Below are 16,058 nucleotides of genomic sequence, written 5' to 3' on the forward strand. Positions count from 1 at the left end.
GTGGCCTCCGCCGCGGTTCAGCCCTCGGCGGGGGTGGGAGCGGGGGTGGCCTCGACGGTCGGGGTCGGCACCGGCGTGGTGGTGGGCGCGGGCGCCTGCTCCGTCGGCTCTGGCGCCGGGGTGGCGTCGGGCTCGGGATCGGGATCAGGTTCCGGCTCGGACGTCGGATCGGGGGCCGGTGCGGTCGTCGCGGGTGACGGCGTCGCCCGGGGATCCTCCGGCTCGGGGCTCGTGGTCGCCGTCGCGGGGGACTGCCCGAGGATGTCGAGGATCCGCGCCTTGTAGGAGTTCAGTGCGTCGGCGATCTCGGCGAGCGGTCTGTCCTGCAGCGTGTCGCCGTATGCGGCGATCTCGGCCCAGAGCTCCTCGAGCTCGGCGGTGCTCTGCTCGGACAGCGGCCCGTCGAGGGTGACGACGAGCTGGCTGGCGAGCGCGTACGCGACGCACTCGATGCACTCGTAGTTCACCGCGCCCGAGAGGTTCTGGGGCACGATGACGTCGGCCTGTCCGGCGATCAGCACCACCTGGAAGCTGACGGCGACGGCGGCGCAGCCGGTGCAGCTGGCGAACGCGTACGCCTCGTTGGTGGTGTCGACGGTGTCGCCGCCCGCCCAGACGAGGGCGAAGGCGACGTCGTAGACGACCGAGCCGTCTTCGGTGGCGACGGCCAGCGCCTGCGTGTCGTCGCCGGTTGCGGCATCCGGTCGGTTGAACGGGAACACCCACGACGGCGCGTCGAGGTCGTCGCGCGGGACGAGGACGACCGCGAGTGCGGGCTCCTCGGGTCCGGGCAGCTGCGTGCCTTCGGGCATGACGGCGACGGTGTCGCCCTGGCGTCCCTCGGCGAACCCGGTCGCCGGACCCTGCGCGGTGGACAGGACGGGAGACACGGCGGCGGCGAGGGTGCCGTCTTCGTAGGGCTGGACGGGCCGGTAGCGTTCGGCGTCGGGCCACCAGGCGGCGGCGAGCGCGGCGATGATCGCGAGCGCGGCGATGATCGCGGCGGCTCGCTTGACGGGTTTGCCCGCGGTGCCCTTCCAGGCGGCGCGGCCGACCTGGCGTACGAGGCGGACGAGGATGTAGACGATTCCGGCGATGGGTATCGCGATGGCGAGGATCCCGATCACGTGAGCGCCGGCCGCGACGACGTCGCCGCTCGCGGTGGCGCGGCCGATCGAGGCGGCCTGCTCGGATGCGGCGCTCCACGCGGTGCCCAGCAGGCGGGGGAGGGCGAGCACGAGGGTGATCAGCATGAAGATCAGCAGCGGCACGGTCACGATCACCCAGATCGTGATGATCGCGCGCGCCCACGGCTTGAGGACGCGGGCCTCGGGATCGTTCCACCGCCACGGCAGGAGGCCTGCGAGGGTGGGGCGGATGCGCTGGAAGAGGTCGGGCACACCGGTGGTGTCGGCGAGCACGTGGTAGCCGTCGAAGCGGACGATGGGCAGCAGCTGGCGGACCATCATGATGAGCTGCGTGGCGACGACCAGCAGCAGCGCGTCGAAGCCGCTGACCCACCACACACCGACGATCGCCACCGCGACGATCGCGTTGAAGTACAGTCCGCCGAGGTCGGTCAGCAGGCGCCCGCGGCGGCCGAGGCGGTACGAGTCGGTGACGTCGGTGTAGAACGCCGGCCACACGAGGTAGAGCCCGGCCCCCATCGCGCCGGGCGCCGCGCCCGCCCGCGACGCGGCGGCGGCGTGGCCGAACTCGGCTCGACCCCGCGGCGATCTCGGCGCTCGCCGCCCTGCCGCTCGGAACGCCGGTGCACATCCGCCCGTAGCGCGTGACGAAGGTCCTGTCGGGCCGGTCGTGGCGGGAGTACCGTGAGCGCCAGGGGCTCAGATGACCGCTCGACTGACGTTCCACGGAGCCGTGGACACCGTGACCGGATCCCGCACGCTCGTCGAGGGCGGCGGTACGCGCATCCTGGTGGACTGCGGCCTGTTCCAGGGCTACAAGACGCTGCGCGAGCGCAACCGGCAGCCGTTCCCGGTGCCGCCGGCGAGCATCGACGCGGTGGTGGTGACCCACGCGCACCTCGACCACACCGGCTACCTGCCGGCACTGGTGAAGAACGGCTTCCGCGGCAGGATCCACGCCACGACCGGCACGACCGAGTTGAGCGGACTCATCCTTCCCGACAGCGGGTACCTCATGGAGGAGGAGGCGCGGTTCCGCGCGCGCCACCGCACGTCCAAGCACGAGCGGCCCGCGCCGCTGTACACGCGAGCGGATGCCGATGCCGCCGTCGACCGGTTCGTCTCGCACCCCTTCGACGACGACATCGACCTCGGCGGCGTGCGGGTGCGGTTCGTGCCGGCCGGGCACATCCTGGGCGCGGCGCAGGTGCGGATCGAGACCGAGGGACGCACGGCGCACTTCACCGGCGACCTCGGACGCGCCGACGATCCGCTCATGAATCCGCCGCGGCCGCTCGAGAAGACCGACGTGCTGGTGACCGAGTCGACGTACGGCGATCGCGATCACGCCGAAGAGGACCCGGCGGATGTGCTCGCCGACGTCATCGGGCGGGTGTGCGGGCGCGGCGGGGTGGTGATCATCCCGGCGTTCGCGGTCGGGCGGGCCGAGTCGCTGCTGCTGCAGCTCGCGCGGCTGCGCCAGGCCGGCCGCATCCCCGAGGTGCCGGTGTTCCTCAACAGTCCGATGGCGATCAACGCCACCGAGATCTACCAGCGGCACCGCGACGAGCACCGCATCTCGAACGACGAGTTCGCACACATGTACCAGCTGCCGACGCTCGTGCGGACGGTCGACGACTCCAAGCTGCTGAACCTGCGCGGCGGACCGTGCGTCATCATCTCGGCGAGCGGGATGCTGGAAGGCGGACGTGTGCTGCACCACGTGAACGCCTACGGGTCCGACCCGCGGAACGCGATCATCCTCACCGGCTTCCAGGCGGGCGGCACGCGCGGGGCGGCGCTGCAGCGCGGGCAGCGGAGCCTGCGGATCTTCGGACGCGATGTCGAGATCGAGGCCGAGGTGCACCAGATCGGGTCACTGTCGGCGCACGCCGACAGGCGGCAGATCATGGACTGGCTGCGCACCGCCCCCGAGCCGCCGGGTCAGACGTTCCTCACCCACGGCGAGCCCGAGGCCGCCGACGCCCTGCGTCAGCAGATCGAATGGCGGCTCGGCTGGAAGGTGCGGGTGCCGCGACTCGGGGAGTCCGTGCTCATCTGACGCGGTGCGCGGCCTCCTCCAGCACGCGCACGGCCGCCTCGCCCGGATGCTGGTCCCGCAGTCGCCGGCCGAGCGCGCTCGCCGCATCGCGAACCGGCCCGTCGGCCAGCAGCCTGTCGATCGCGGCGCGGATGGCGGCGGGCTTGGCACGCGACGACAGGGTCTCGCCGACGCCGAGCCGGGCGACGGCCGCGCCGATCACCGGCTGATCCGTCAGCGGGTTGGCGGGCAGCACGAGGACGGGGATGCCGTGGGCGAGCGCGCGGGCGGTGGTGCCGTGTCCGCCGTGCGAGACGACGAGCGACACCGTGGGCAGTTCGGCGGTGTGGTCGGCGTACGCGCGCAGGTCGACGCCCGCGGGGACGCGCAGTCGGCGCGGGTCGATCGCGGGGCCCGTCGTCGCGAGCGCGGACAGTCCGTCGAGGGCATCGAGGATGCGCTGCAGCATCCGGTCCTGTCCGGGGACGGCGGCGGTGCTGAGACTGACGAGCACGCGCGGGTGGGTGGGAGCGGCGGCGACGGCGCCGATCGCCTCGGTGGGGCCGACGTGGTGCAGTCCCGCGGCATCGACGGGCGACTCGAACTCGGGGATCGCGGTGACGAGTTTGGTGCCCGGAGCGTGCAGGATCGCGGGGGCGTCGACGCCCAGCATCCGGATCAGCTTTCCGAGGGGGCCGTCGACGGCGCGGTCGAAGAAGCTGAAGAGGGTGTGGACGAGGCTGACGACGGGGAGCCCCGCCGCGAGGGCCTCGGCGGCGCCGCCGACGAGCAGGCAGTCGACGACGACGACGTCGGTGGGGGAGCGCCGGTACGACGCGACGATGTCGCGCCCGGCGCCGCGGTCCGCGAACGCGCGGGCCTGTCGCAACGAGACGGCGACGAGGTTGCCGGGCTCGGTCGCCACGAAGCGGCGCGCGGTGACGTAGGGCTCGACGGGGAATCCGGCCGCGGCGATCCGGGCCTGCTGCGCGGGTGCGGCGAGGAAGCGGGCGGAGCCGCCGGCGTCGACGACGGCCCGCGCGATGGCCAGGGCCGGGGGCAGGTTGCCGCCCGCGTCAAGGGTGGCGAAGAGGACAGTGGTCATGTCCGTGTTCTTTCGGGAGAAGCGGCGGCGGAGAGGGCTCCGTCGATGAGGAGTCGCATCCGCTGGCGGACGACTCCGGGTGCCAGTCCGCGGTCGCGGCGCAGCAGGCTCCACACCTGCAGGTCGGTCGCGACGGACAGGACGTCGACGAGCGCGTCGCGGTCACGGACGTGCGTCAACTGCGGGGCGAAGGACTCCTCGACCCAGCGGCGGTGGACTTCCTTGCCCACCGAGGTGAAGCGGCGGATGCGGTCGTCGCTGGTCTCAGCCGCGACGAGGCGCACCACCAGTTCGCCCCAGACCTCGTAGTGGTCGACGACGGCGCGGACGGCGGCGTCGATGTCGCCCGGCTCGACCCGGCGGTCGTCGGCGATCTGCGCGCTCGCCGCACCGAGGGCGTGAGCGAACAGGGCGTCCTTGGAGCCGAAGTGACGGAGGACGGTCTGCACCGAGACTCCGGCGCGCTCGGCGATCTGGTCGAGGGTGATCTCGAGGGTGAGCAACTCGCGCGCCGCGGCGATGGTTGCCTCGACGATGGCGGTCTTCGTCGCGGCCGTTGCCTCGGCTCTGGCCGACTGCCGGTAGGTGCGGGTCCGGCTCATGCCACGCACGCTAGACCCGCGTACATTTCGTGTCAATACCCGCTCACGCGAAATGGGATGCCGGTCGGCGAAACCGACGGGAAACAGCGCGGTGCTAGCGTGCCGACCCATGAGCACCCCCTTCACCGTGACTGTCTTCTGCGGGTCTGCCCCCGGCTTCGACCCGGTCTACGTGCAGACCGCCGCGCACGTGGGGTCGGTGATCGGCGAACGCGGCATGCACCTCGTGTACGGGGGCGGACACGTCGGACTCATGGGGACGACCGCGAACGGAGCCCTGACCGCCGGGGGGACCGTGACGGGTGTGATTCCGCGGGCGCTGCAGTCGCGCGAGGCGATGCACGATCATCTGACGGAGCTGATCGTGGTCGACACGATGCACGAGCGGAAGACGATCATGTCGGAGCGGGCGGACGCGTTCCTCGCCCTCCCCGGCGGGCCGGGCACGCTCGAGGAGCTCACCGAGCAGTGGACGTGGGCGCAGCTGGGCATCCACGAGAAGCCGTGCGGTGTGCTGAACGTCGACGGCTACTACGACCCCTTCATCGCCCTCGTGCAGAACATGCGCGACAGGGGGTTCACTCACCGGCGCTACACCGACATGCTCGTGATCGGCGACGACATCGACGACGTGCTCGATCGGCTGCAGGCGTACGAGCCGCCGACGCGGGTGTACCAGTCGCCGGGGGCCGAGATGTCGAGTTCGGGGCTCCCCGGCATCCGTCCGTGAGGCCCGGGCGCTTCGCGGGCGTGGGATGCTGGGGGTCGGACATCGAGGAGGATCCCTATGCAGCAGCGCCCGCTCGGCCGCACCGGCCGCAACGTCTCGGCGATCGGATTGGGCACGTGGCAGCTCGGCGCCGATTGGGGCCAGGTCAGTGAGACCGAGGCCGAGGCCGTGCTTGCGGCATCCGTCGCTTCGGGGGTGACGCTCTTCGACACCGCCGACGTGTACGGCGATGGTCGGAGCGAGACGCTCATCGGCCGTTTCATGTCGTCGCACGATGCGTACGGCGTGACCGTGGCGACGAAGATGGGCCGGCGCATGGCGCAGGAGCCCGAGAACTACACGCCCGAGAACTTCCGCGCGTGGACGGCCCGTTCGCGCGAGAACCTCGGCGTCGACACGCTGGATCTTGTGCAGCTGCACTGTCCGCCGACCGCGGTGATCGAGGACGACGCCACCTACGAGGCACTCGATGCCCTCGTCGCCGACGGGGCGATCAACGCGTACGGGGTGTCGGTCGAGACGACGGCGCAGGCGCTCGCCGCGATCAGGCGTCCGAACGTGACGAACGTGCAGATCATCTTCAACCCGTTCCGGCTGAAGCCCATGGACGAGGTGCTGCCGGCGGCGGAGGCCGCGAAGGTCGCGATCTTCGCGCGGGTTCCGCTGGCGTCGGGGCTGCTGTCTGGGAAGTACTCGGCGTCGACGACGTTCGCCGACAACGACCACCGCACCTACAACCGGCAGGGCGAGGCCTTCGACAAGGGTGAGACGTTCTCGGGCGTCGACTTCGACGAGGGGCTCGCCGCGGTTCGCGAGCTGACCGAGGCGCTGCCGGCGAACGTGTCGCTGCCGCAGGCGACGCTCGCGTGGATCGCGACGCGACCGGGTGTGACGAGCGTCATCCCGGGCGCGCGGAACGTCGATCAGGCGACGTCGAACGCGGATGCCGCGGCCCTCATCGACGGCGGCTTCGACGTCGAGGCTTTCGACGCCGTCGTCCGCGACGTGTACGACCGGCGCTTGCGCGAGGCGATTCACCCCCAGTGGTGAGGCGCGGCGCCGTGTCCGGTCGCTGAGCGAGGAGCGGAGCGCGGGAGTTTCCGGTCGCTGAGCGAGGAGCGCAGCGACGAGACGAAGCGTGGGTGCCGTGCGTGGGGCGCTTCGTCTCGCTGCGCTCGCTCAGCGTCCGGGTTCTGGGGCGCGGGTTCCGGATGCTGAGCGAGGAGCGCAGCGACGAGACGAAGCGTGGGTGCCGTGCGTGGCGCGCTTCGTCTCGCTGCGCTCGCTCAGCGTCCGGGTTCTGGGTCGCGGGGCCCCGGTCGCTGAGCGAGGAGCGCAGCGACGAGACGAAGCGTGGCACGCTCACGCGGCGTTGTAGTCGTAGCGGGCTCGGCCGCCCAGGCGTGGTGTGCGGTGCGGATCGACGTGCGGTGGCGGAATGAACCACACTTTCGCTGCGATGGTCCCGCCGTCGATCCGGATCTCCCACCCGTTGTCGTGGACGCGGTGATGACACGACTCGCAGAGCAGCACGCCCCTCGAGAGGTCGGTCTTTCCGTTGTCCCGAGCCCACCAATCGAGGTGATGGGCTCTCGTCATTCCCGGTGGAGCGCCGCAGCCGGCGCATCCGCCGTCCCTTTCGACCAGCGCGAGCCGCTGAGCCTGGGTGAAGAACCGCTTCTTCCGCCCCCAGTCGAGCAGTTCGCCCTCGGAGTCGAACACCGCCGGGATCACACCACCGCCCGCGGCCAGTCTGCGTGCCGCGGCGACGCTGATGGGGGTGTCGATGCCGTCGACGAGCGCGTGGCCGTCACCCGTCTGCAGGTCGTCGAGCGTCATCCGCACGACGACGGTGGCGCCGCCGAGCGGCAGATCGTTGTTGTCGCAGCCGACCGCGTGCGCCACCAGCCGCAGGAGAGCATCGAGCTGACGCTGAGCGTGCGAGCGCAGATCCGGGTCGGCGCCGAGCGGCCCGGGGGAGTCGCCGCCGCCGTGGCCGTGCCCGCGACCGCCATCGTGCCCGTGCGCCCCGGCGTCACCGAAGCCCCGGCCGCCGTGCCCGAATCCCGCGTCGCCGAAACCGCCCCGGTCGCTGCCGACCGAGTCCCCGTCACCAGCGGCGCGGCCGAACGCGTTGCGGTAGTCGGCTGAGACGATCGCCTGGATCGCCAGCTTCAGCGGCGCGCCCGACGCCGCGTCGCACTTGACCTCCATGTGGAGGAACCCGTCGCGCTCGAACATCCGCAGGCTGCCCTCGCCGCGGGCATCGCGCTCCCGTGGGGCGATGCCGTCGGGGTCGAGGTAGGCCTCGGCGCGGGCGATGATCTTCTTGAGCAGGTCGAGGGAGAGTCCGGCGGCCTGTTCGACCAGCATCCGCTCGGCTTTCTGCAACGCGGCCAGATCCGCACGGAGCGCGGCGCGGTCGAGCATCGTGATGATGAGCGAGGCCGCTTGGGTTCCGATCGACGCGGACTTGAGGCCCTCGGCGACGTAGGGGTGCTTGGCGGGCATGGGTTCGCCGGTCAGCGACGTGCGCGGAGCCGTCGCCTGCCCGACCTTCACCAGACGGCTCGCCTCGCCCATCGTCGTTCCGGTGGTGGCGGCGATCAGCGTCACCGGGTTGCGGAACCCCTGCTGCTTGGCCAGTGCGTCGGGCCCGAGTTCGGGGCGCGACTCGCGGGCGATCTCGGCGGCGGTCGCGGCCTGCAGCCCGTTCACCGCACGGGCGAGCACACCGAGCGCGTCGTTCGCGGCGACGAGTCGAGACCGACCGAGGCTTTCGACGGTGGCGGGGGCCGTGCCCGCGGCATCCTGACCCGTCCACGCCGCCTGCAGAACCGTCAGCGCATCGCGGATCGGCGCGAGCGGATCCACCTCATGCGATGTCGGGCTATCGATCATGTCTTCGATACTAGAGAAGGCCTCCGACATTACATCTTCGAGCGGATGCCGCCCCCGCCAGTCTCAGAGCCAGTCCAGTACTGACCGCGACATCGAACGCGTACGAATAAAGATACGAAACTAAGCCAACTCCAACCGCACGACGCGTCGTCGCTTCGTCGGCGCGCTCACCTCGCGGAATCCGGCGGCGAGGAAGGGGCCGACGGCGCCGACGCTCATCTCGTCCCACGTGATCTCGTGCCCGCCGGTGACCATCGGGTAGCCCTCGATCGCGTGGGCTCCGCGCGAGCGCGCGTGCGTCACCGCCGCCGCAACCATCGGGTACGTCAGCCCACGCCCCCGGTACCCGCGCCGCACCACGAGGCAGGGGATCGCCCACACGTCCGGGTCGTCGCGCGACTCGGTGCGGCCCTTCCATGGCACCGGTGAGCCGCGCAGGCGCCCGTAGACCGAGCGCCGGTCGACCGCGCACCACGCCACGGGCTCGTCGTCGAGGTAGCCGACCAGCCCGATGGTCTCGGTCGCGCGGGGGTCGTCGCAGTGGGTCTCGGCCCGCAGGATCGCGCCGCGCTCGGCGACGGGGAGGTACCACCAGTCGCGATCGCCCAGGCGCTGACGCTGGCACTGGCAGCGTCCGGCCGTGCCGGTGAGGATCGCCTGCAGGTCATCCCACGACGCTTCGTTCGCGGGCACGATCCGCAGCCCGTCGATGTCGCCCGCCCTCGTCCTCCCCGGCATGCGCCCAACTTACGGATTCTCAGCGAAAAATTCAGGCGACATTGCGGTTACTCCGGGGACTCCCGGAGTAGCTTGATCCCCGAACCGGTTCTTGTGGGAAGAACCTGATGACTCTCGCTGGGGAAGAAGACATGAACACGCTCTCGCCGTACGCGCCTGCGCAGCCCATGCTGCGCTCGTCCCGCAACAACTCCGACGGCCCCGCCTCGCGGCGCACCCCGCCCTCCGCCCACGACAACGTCGTGGTGCCCGGGTTCGTCCCGCCCGCCCGTGAGCGCTTCGCTCCGCAGACTCCGGCTCACCGCCCGGGCTGGGCTGCCGGTACTGCTGCCCAGGGCGATCGGATGCCGGTGGTCGTCCCCGCACGTCGCAACCGACTCGTCGCCGCATCACTCGTCTTCACCGGCCTCGGCATGGTCGCCGCCGGCGCCTCGCTGTGGCGGCTCGGCGCGAGCGATGTGATGCTCGCCGGTATCGCCAGTGCCCTCGCCGTCGTGCTGCTCGTGCTGTCGTCGGCACTCGCGATCGGCTCGCTGGTCGTCGGCATCAGCCGCCGCACGGGCTGGATCGCGCCCGCGATCGCGCTGCTGCTCGCGGTAGCCTCGCTCGCCGGCGCCCTCTACCTCGCCGCCGGCCAGGTGCTGGACCTGCAGCTGCCCACCTTCTGACCCCGAAGCTGCCCACCGCCTGCTCACCCGGCACCCGCCCGGTGATCGAGGAGGCGGCGCACCCGACCAGCCCCGCTCAGCCGCGACGGGAACCCTCCCACCCGCCCCGCCGCGAACTCTCCCGCCCGGCATCCACGCCTCTTGATCTCGCGCCCGCGCGGCAGGACAGTGATCCCATCGACGGTGTGGGGCCGTCGCAGCGTTGCGGCGCCGCGCCATCCGCCGCGGCAAGGGGTTCCGGTCATGGCCGTCCGATCGTCCCGTCCCGTGTTCGCCGTCGCCCTCGCGACACTCCTTGTCGGGGGCGTGCTCGCCCCCGCCGTCGCCGACGGCCCGCCCCCACCTGTCTGGCAGCCGCACTCGTCGGTCGTCGTCGACGACGCGACGGTGTCGTGGCAGACGGCGACCTCGACCTTCTCGCCGTTCGGCGGCCCCGAGGTCCTCGACGAGATGCCGATCTACCGCCCCGATGTCGTGAACGAATCCGAACGCCCGCGCTACTTCGCGCTCGGCACCGACCTCGTCACTCCCGGTGTCATCGACGAGATCTGGATGCCGGAAGGCTGGGGTGCCTTCAGCGATGCGGCCGAGGACGTCGGACTCGCCGGGGAGTTCTGGTACGAACTGCTGCCCGGCCAGTCGATGGTGGGCACCGGCCGCTTCGCCGACGGATTGCCGGCGTGGTCGGGGCACACGATCACGATCTTCGAGCTCGAGAGCGCACCCGAGCCCGCGCCCGCTGCAGCGCCGGCGGCAACGCCGCTGCTGTCGATCACCACTCCCGGCCGTCACGTGCCGGCAGACCTGGGCGGCGGCGATCTCGACAACATCTCGGCCGCGATGGGTCAGCGTGCCACTGTGTCGGGCAGCGGTCTGATCCCCGAGGTCTTCGCGGGCGTGACCGCGACAGTCACGGCATCCGATCTGCCACCCGGCGAGCAGCTCGAGCTGTGGATCACCCAGGACACCAGTTACGCGTTCGTGCAGATCTTCGGCGGCGGGCTCGCCGTCGGCTCGATCAAGGTGGGCGAGGGCACGGTGGCGCCGGACGGCAGTCTCGCGGCAACTTTCACCGTGCCGTCCGGCACCGCGGACGGCATCTACCAGCTGCTCGCGGGAGTGCGCGCCGAGCGGTACTGGCCGGCCGGCACCTACGACGACTTCGAGGTGAGTCAGCCGTCGACGGTGCTGTCGGCCGCATCGCCCGCGAACCCGACCGAGCCCGTTGCGATCGCCGTCGATGAATCCACGACCGTGTCGCTGACGTTCCCGACCGACGCCAGCGCGGGCGAGACCACGGTGATCCCGAGTTCGACCGGTCCACTGCCGACCGGGTTCCAGCTGACGTCGGATCCGCCGCTGTACCTGCACATCGACTCGACTGTCGAGTTCGACGGGGCGGTCACCGTCTGCTTCGCGTACGACCGCGACCAGTTCGCGACCCCGCCGCACATCTACCACTTCGACCCCGTGCTGTTCCAGTGGCAGCAGATCACGACGTCGCGGACTCCCGGGGTGGTGTGCGGCACGACGTTGAGCTTCTCGCCGTTCGTGCTCGGCATCCCCGACGCGTTCCCGTTCTCGGGCTTTCTCGCACCCGTCGCCGACGGCGAGCCCAACCTCGCCAAGGCAGGTCAGGCGATTCCCGTGAAGTTCTCACTCGGCGGCGACCGGGGCCTCGAGGTGCTCGTGTCGGCGCGGTTCCGCGACGAGGGCACGGTGCTGAACCCTACGGGGGAGTGGGTGGATGCTGCGGCGGCCGGCAACTCCGGCCTGTCGTACGACCCCTCGACCGACACGTATACCTATGTGTGGAAGACGAGCAAGGCGTGGGCCCAGCACACGGGCCAGTTCGTGATGGAGCTCTCGGACGGCTCGACGCACACCTTCGACGTGTCGTTCCGCAAGTAGTCGCCACGCGCTGTTGTGGGCGCGTCCTCGCCGTACCGCGATCCCGTGACCCCGCATACGCTGAGCCCATGGACGAGCTCACCGAAGAAGTGCGTGTCGCCGCTCCGCTCGACACCGTGTGGAATGACTGGACCGACGCCGCAGCGGTCGAGGAGTGGTTCTGGCCGCCGCGCCTGCAGCCCGCCGCGCACATCGTGCCCGAGACATCGGGTGCGTGGCTGGTGCGTTCCGTACCGGCCGACATGGCCGTGCTCGGGACGATCGTGTCGCTCAGCCCGCCGCACGTGATGCGGCTGCAGTGGGCGTGGGAGGGCGAGGACTTCAGCTCCGAGGTCGAGGTGAGTCTCGATACAGCGGATGCCGGTTCCACGCGCGTGCGCGTCGTCCACTCCGGGCTGCGCACCCCCGAGGAGTTCGCGTCGCACCAGCAGGGGTGGTCCGACTGCCTCTCCCGCTTGGTGGAGCGATACGCGTGAACTTCGAGTTCGACTCCACAGTCTTCCGCTGGTCGGGCCGCGAGGACTCCTCGTGGTACTTCGCCGCGCTGCCGCCCGAACTGAGCGAGGAGATCCGCGAGATCCCGCGCCCGACCCGCGGCTTCGGCTCGGTACGCGTCCGCGTTCGCGTCGGGGGTTCCGAGTGGGCGACGTCGATCTTCCCCGACAAGGGCCTCGGCGCGTACGTGCTGCCGCTGAAGAAGTCCGTGCGCGACGCCGAAGGTCTTGCAGACGAGGACCCCGTCACCGTCCAGCTGGTCGTCCTCGACGCGTGACCAGATCGTGATCCGATATACAACTCTCACTCTGTTCACACGAGTAACACGATCCCGCTAGCATCCGGGTGGGGGTTTTCCTGAGGGATTCTTTACCGAAGCAACAGCGGATTTCGTTGACGCAGTGGGACGGATAACGCCAGGATCGTCGGCAGGGGGAATCAGTGGCATCACACCCGTGCAGGCCGTCCCCACAACTGAGTTGATCGTTTCATAGGACAGTTCGCGGATCACTGGGGATCCAGTCCGAACGAATCGTGAAACTCAGGGCTTGTCATGTCCAACAAACAGGGGAGTACTGCGCTCATGCGTGCAACATTCAAGAACTACATCGCCGCCGAGAAGGCGCGCCGTGAAGAGAACGACGAGAAGGGCTTCTCGCTCATCGAGCTCATCGTCGTCGTGGTCATCATCGGGATTCTTGCCGCGATCGCTTTGCCGCTGTTCGGCTTCATCCAGCGGACTGCTGTCGACGGAGCTACCGAAGCGGGTACTAAGAACGCTGCGACAACTGCGGTGTCGCAGGCCGGGTCGGGAACCACACCTGACGTCAGCGCGCTCGCTCTGGACGGACTTGTGCTCTCCGTAGCACCCGCCAGCGGTGCTACGGCAACAAACATCTGTGTCACCGGGCACAACCCGGGCGGCGAGACGTACAAGGCCGCTGCAACCGGATACAAGTCCGGTCCGGGCTGCTAAATCTCTGCTGACGGATGATGGCCGGGGTGAGTCTGCTCCGGCCATCATCATCTGTCATTTCTTCGAAGGAGGCGACGTTGGTCGGGGACAACGCTCGCGCTACTAGGGGCTCCGCGGACGACGGTCTTGGTTTGATCGAGATCGTAATCGGCTTGATGCTCCTCGGGATCATCTCGGTGGCCATCATCCCTGCGCTGTGGCAGGGCTACCTCTTGTCCGCGGAACAATCCGCGACCGCGACAGCAACGCGCGAACTCAACTCCCGGATCGAGCAGGTCCGCATGAACCCTACGTGTGCTGCGGTCACGACCGCGGTTGCGACGGGTAGTCAGACTCTGCGGGGCATCGGGGGAGACCTGATGACGGTCACGGGATCCGCGTCCTCGTGCCCTGCGTCGGATATGAAAGTGACGCTGGATCTAATTGCAGCAGACGCGGACGGTGCGACATTGGCTCGTGCCTCCGCCATTGTGTACGTGCCATGACGTCGAAGTGCCCGTCGGCGTCTCGGATCGACACCACCACTGACCGTGAGGCCGGATTGTCGCTGATCGAGCTGATCATGTACATGCTCTTGGCGAGCCTGCTTCTGGGTGGCATGGCCACTCTACTGGCGAACTCCTGGACCACCCAGACGAACGTGCAGACGATGTCGGATGCGACGAACCGCGGCCAGATCGTGAGCCAGTCCATTGAGCGAGCTATGCGAAATGCTCAGGCCTTCGATGTCTCAGCATCAGGCGGTCTGCTGCGTGTCGACACGAACTTGAGCGGCGACCAGCGATGCCAGGCATTTTGGGTCTCTAGCGGTGCGCTATATCAGACGAGCACGTGGGGCACACGAGCAGACGGGACAGCGGACCCGATTCCTTCGCTCAATCCTGCCTCCTGGCCAAAGCCCTGGCTCACCGAGGGCGTCAAGCAGCGAGCCTCCACAATTCCTTTCTTCGCCCGATCAGGGCTGAACTTGAGCTACGCATTCGACGTCGACCTCGCGACTGACACGGCAGCACCGGTCCGGTTCAAAGGCCAAGTGTCGCTGCGCACGCCCGAGGCTGGAGGGGTGAGCCCGTGTTGGAGTTGATTGAACGCCTGAGGGGCCGCTGGCGTGCGCGCCGCGCCGACGAGGCTGGCGCGGTGCTCCTCACCGTCGTTGTCGTGATGTTGGTGGGATTCCTCATCGCGGCGACCATCGCGACGTCGGTTATGTACACCGCGCAGTCAAATGTCACCAACAAGAGCTCCACGCAGGGATTCATCGCCGCAGAGTCGGGACGAGACGTCGCAGTGGCTTCGTTAAGTGGGGCGATTGGGCCAAAAGACATTGACTGCAGTCTGGTATCCATGAATGACGACTCCGATGCGAACGGGAATGGGGTCTCGGACGCCAGCGAGGCTCCGCACTGGCGATACCAGATTTGGTCGAGCGACAGCTTTGCGCGACCCGAGCCCTCATCGACGAGCGGGGATTGGGCGATGTCGTGCCCAACGACAGCGACGAAGTGGGTTTGGATTGAATCCACTGGTTGGGAAGCCGATGGCGCCGCCGACACCACGACCGACTCGATCTACCCGTGGTTCCACGGGCCGGCGACTCAACCCGCGGGGACACTCGCATTCTTCGAAGGCGCGTTCAAAGCGACCAAGTCCACCTATCAGGGTGACCTTGTCATACGCGATGTCGGCGACTACGAGTGCAACAACGGTGCGAGCGGTTCGATCGACGGCGACTTGTGGGTGCTGAACGGCGGGCTCGTGATCACAGACGACTGCACGATCACAGGAAACATTTACACCCGCGGCCCGATCGTGATCAAGAACCACAAACTCACCGTGGGACTTGACGTGATGTCCCTTAGTGGGGAAATTCAGCTGACCGCAGGCAGCGTCAAGATCGGTGGTGACGTGTACGCGGCCGGCAATATCACGACAAAGAATGGATCAGGCACGGTCGACGGCTCCTTCCGTACCACAGGCACGATGGTGGATCACGATGCCGCGGCCTGGAAGAGGACAGATGGTTCGTCAGTACCTGCCTTGACCGGGCAGACAGCTCCAACAGTCGCACCCACCTTGGACCAGGTTTTCGAAGCGACGAATTGGATCGAGCTCACGAGCACTACGACGTGGAGCTCCGCGACTCAACCCACAGTTTCGTACTCCGGACAGTGTACGTCCAGTGCCTTGAAGACTGTGCTCGGGTCAGCCGGAGATCGGGCCATTGTGGATATGAGTGGCTGCCCATCCGCAGGTGGTATCAACGTGGATCCAGGCGATGTGAGTCTTGCGCGGGACGTCGTGATATTTGTTCCGGCAACGGCCACGATGGACCTGAATCTGAGCGGCACCATCAAAAAGGCCTCCGCTGCAACTGACCCTCAGCTTTTTATCGTGCACGCGGATTCGAATGGGGCCGATGGGCAACCCACGTGTGGTACCGGCTCCGACAAGCTGACGGCGAGCGCCACGAACACAGTGCGGATCATGATCTACAGCGCTTGCGGTATCACCAAGACGATGTCATTGACGCTTAGCGGACAGCTATACATGGGGAACGATGGATTGCACCTGAACGGCGGCACCTTCAATTGCGAGCCGATGTCCTGGAAGCCGACCCTCTCGGGCTTGAGCTGCGGCGTGCGTGGTAGCGGCGGTATTTTTGATCCCACGAACACTGTGACGCGGCTTGAGAAGCTCGCGTACCAAACCGAACGCTAACCAGTGACGCCGCTTGCCTTTTACT

16 protein-coding genes are annotated in these 16,058 nt (G+C 68.8%); 11 read left to right on the forward strand and 5 right to left on the reverse strand.

What is annotated here, in order from left to right; translation table 11 throughout:
- Window positions 1-17: 17 nt before the first annotated feature.
- On the reverse strand, window positions 18-1,667 hold the full coding sequence (locus Q9S36_RS28110) for a hypothetical protein (RefSeq protein WP_311288137.1): 1,650 nt from the start codon (window positions 1,665-1,667) through the stop codon (window positions 18-20).
- 184 nt (window positions 1,668-1,851) lie between these two features.
- On the opposite strand from Q9S36_RS28110, the gene Q9S36_RS28115 reads away from it, so the two are divergent.
- On the forward strand, window positions 1,852-3,210 hold the full coding sequence (locus Q9S36_RS28115; RefSeq protein ID WP_311288138.1) for an MBL fold metallo-hydrolase: 1,359 nt from the start codon (window positions 1,852-1,854) through the stop codon (window positions 3,208-3,210).
- Here Q9S36_RS28115 and Q9S36_RS28120 read toward each other — a convergent pair.
- Together Q9S36_RS28120 and Q9S36_RS28125 are read right to left on the reverse strand one after the other, a co-directional pair.
- On the reverse strand, window positions 3,203-4,294 hold the full coding sequence (locus Q9S36_RS28120; RefSeq protein WP_311288139.1) for a nucleotide disphospho-sugar-binding domain-containing protein: 1,092 nt from the start codon (window positions 4,292-4,294) through the stop codon (window positions 3,203-3,205). The two genes, Q9S36_RS28115 and Q9S36_RS28120, sit on opposite strands and share 8 nt — an antisense overlap.
- Window positions 4,291-4,896, reverse strand: coding sequence for a helix-turn-helix domain-containing protein (locus Q9S36_RS28125; protein ID WP_311288140.1), 606 nt, complete (start codon window positions 4,894-4,896; stop codon window positions 4,291-4,293). Before Q9S36_RS28125 ends, Q9S36_RS28120 begins: the two co-directional genes overlap by 4 nt.
- A 109-nt stretch (window positions 4,897-5,005) precedes the next feature.
- Here Q9S36_RS28125 and Q9S36_RS28130 point away from each other — a divergent pair, with 109 nt between their 5' ends.
- Both Q9S36_RS28130 and Q9S36_RS28135 read left to right on the forward strand, forming a co-directional pair.
- A complete protein-coding gene (locus tag Q9S36_RS28130; protein WP_311288141.1) occupies window positions 5,006-5,626 on the forward strand; it encodes a TIGR00730 family Rossman fold protein in 621 nt (206 codons plus the stop codon).
- 57 nt (window positions 5,627-5,683) lie between these two features.
- A complete protein-coding gene (locus tag Q9S36_RS28135; RefSeq protein ID WP_311288142.1) occupies window positions 5,684-6,676 on the forward strand; it encodes an aldo/keto reductase in 993 nt (330 codons plus the stop codon).
- Window positions 6,677-6,988: 312 nt separating this feature from the next.
- Here Q9S36_RS28135 and Q9S36_RS28140 read toward each other — a convergent pair whose 3' ends face one another.
- Both Q9S36_RS28140 and Q9S36_RS28145 read right to left on the reverse strand, forming a co-directional pair.
- Window positions 6,989-8,557, reverse strand: a complete 1,569-nt coding sequence (locus Q9S36_RS28140) for a DUF222 domain-containing protein (RefSeq protein WP_311288143.1) — start codon at window positions 8,555-8,557, stop codon at window positions 6,989-6,991.
- A 90-nt stretch (window positions 8,558-8,647) separates the two neighbouring features.
- Window positions 8,648-9,265 (reverse strand): GNAT family N-acetyltransferase, encoded by a 618-nt coding sequence (locus Q9S36_RS28145; RefSeq protein ID WP_311288144.1) that lies wholly within the window; start codon window positions 9,263-9,265, stop codon window positions 8,648-8,650.
- A 131-nt stretch (window positions 9,266-9,396) separates the two neighbouring features.
- Between Q9S36_RS28145 and Q9S36_RS28150 the strand changes: the two genes are divergently transcribed.
- The 8 genes from Q9S36_RS28150 (at window position 9,397) to Q9S36_RS28185 (ending at window position 16,033) form a co-directional block, all read left to right on the forward strand.
- On the forward strand, window positions 9,397-9,933 hold the full coding sequence (locus Q9S36_RS28150) for a hypothetical protein (RefSeq protein ID WP_311288145.1): 537 nt from the start codon (window positions 9,397-9,399) through the stop codon (window positions 9,931-9,933).
- A 243-nt stretch (window positions 9,934-10,176) separates the two neighbouring features.
- Entirely contained in the window at window positions 10,177-11,844 is a 1,668-nt protein-coding gene (locus Q9S36_RS28155; protein ID WP_311288146.1) for a PxKF domain-containing protein, read from the forward strand.
- Between the two features lie 68 nt (window positions 11,845-11,912).
- Window positions 11,913-12,320, forward strand: a complete 408-nt coding sequence (locus Q9S36_RS28160) for an SRPBCC domain-containing protein (RefSeq protein WP_311288147.1) — start codon at window positions 11,913-11,915, stop codon at window positions 12,318-12,320.
- The gene (locus Q9S36_RS28165) at window positions 12,317-12,616 is read left to right on the forward strand and encodes a DUF1905 domain-containing protein (RefSeq protein ID WP_311288148.1); all 300 of its coding nucleotides are present in this window, start codon (window positions 12,317-12,319) and stop codon (window positions 12,614-12,616) included. Before Q9S36_RS28160 ends, Q9S36_RS28165 begins: the two co-directional genes overlap by 4 nt.
- A 276-nt stretch (window positions 12,617-12,892) precedes the next feature.
- Window positions 12,893-13,315, forward strand: a complete 423-nt coding sequence (locus tag Q9S36_RS28170; RefSeq protein ID WP_311288149.1) for a prepilin-type N-terminal cleavage/methylation domain-containing protein — start codon at window positions 12,893-12,895, stop codon at window positions 13,313-13,315.
- 131 nt (window positions 13,316-13,446) lie between these two features.
- Complete coding sequence (locus tag Q9S36_RS28175) at window positions 13,447-13,800, forward strand: hypothetical protein (RefSeq protein WP_311288150.1); 354 nt, start codon at window positions 13,447-13,449, stop codon at window positions 13,798-13,800.
- Window positions 13,797-14,399: a hypothetical protein gene (locus Q9S36_RS28180; protein ID WP_311288151.1), complete on the forward strand. Its 603-nt coding sequence runs from the start codon at window positions 13,797-13,799 to the stop codon at window positions 14,397-14,399. The genes Q9S36_RS28175 and Q9S36_RS28180 overlap by 4 nt, the downstream gene beginning before the upstream one ends.
- Window positions 14,387-16,033 (forward strand): polymer-forming cytoskeletal protein, encoded by a 1,647-nt coding sequence (locus Q9S36_RS28185; protein WP_311288152.1) that lies wholly within the window; start codon window positions 14,387-14,389, stop codon window positions 16,031-16,033. Before Q9S36_RS28180 ends, Q9S36_RS28185 begins: the two co-directional genes overlap by 13 nt.
- The last annotated feature ends 25 nt before the right edge of the window (window positions 16,034-16,058 follow it).

The organism is Microbacterium sp. ARD31 (assembly GCF_031844425.1).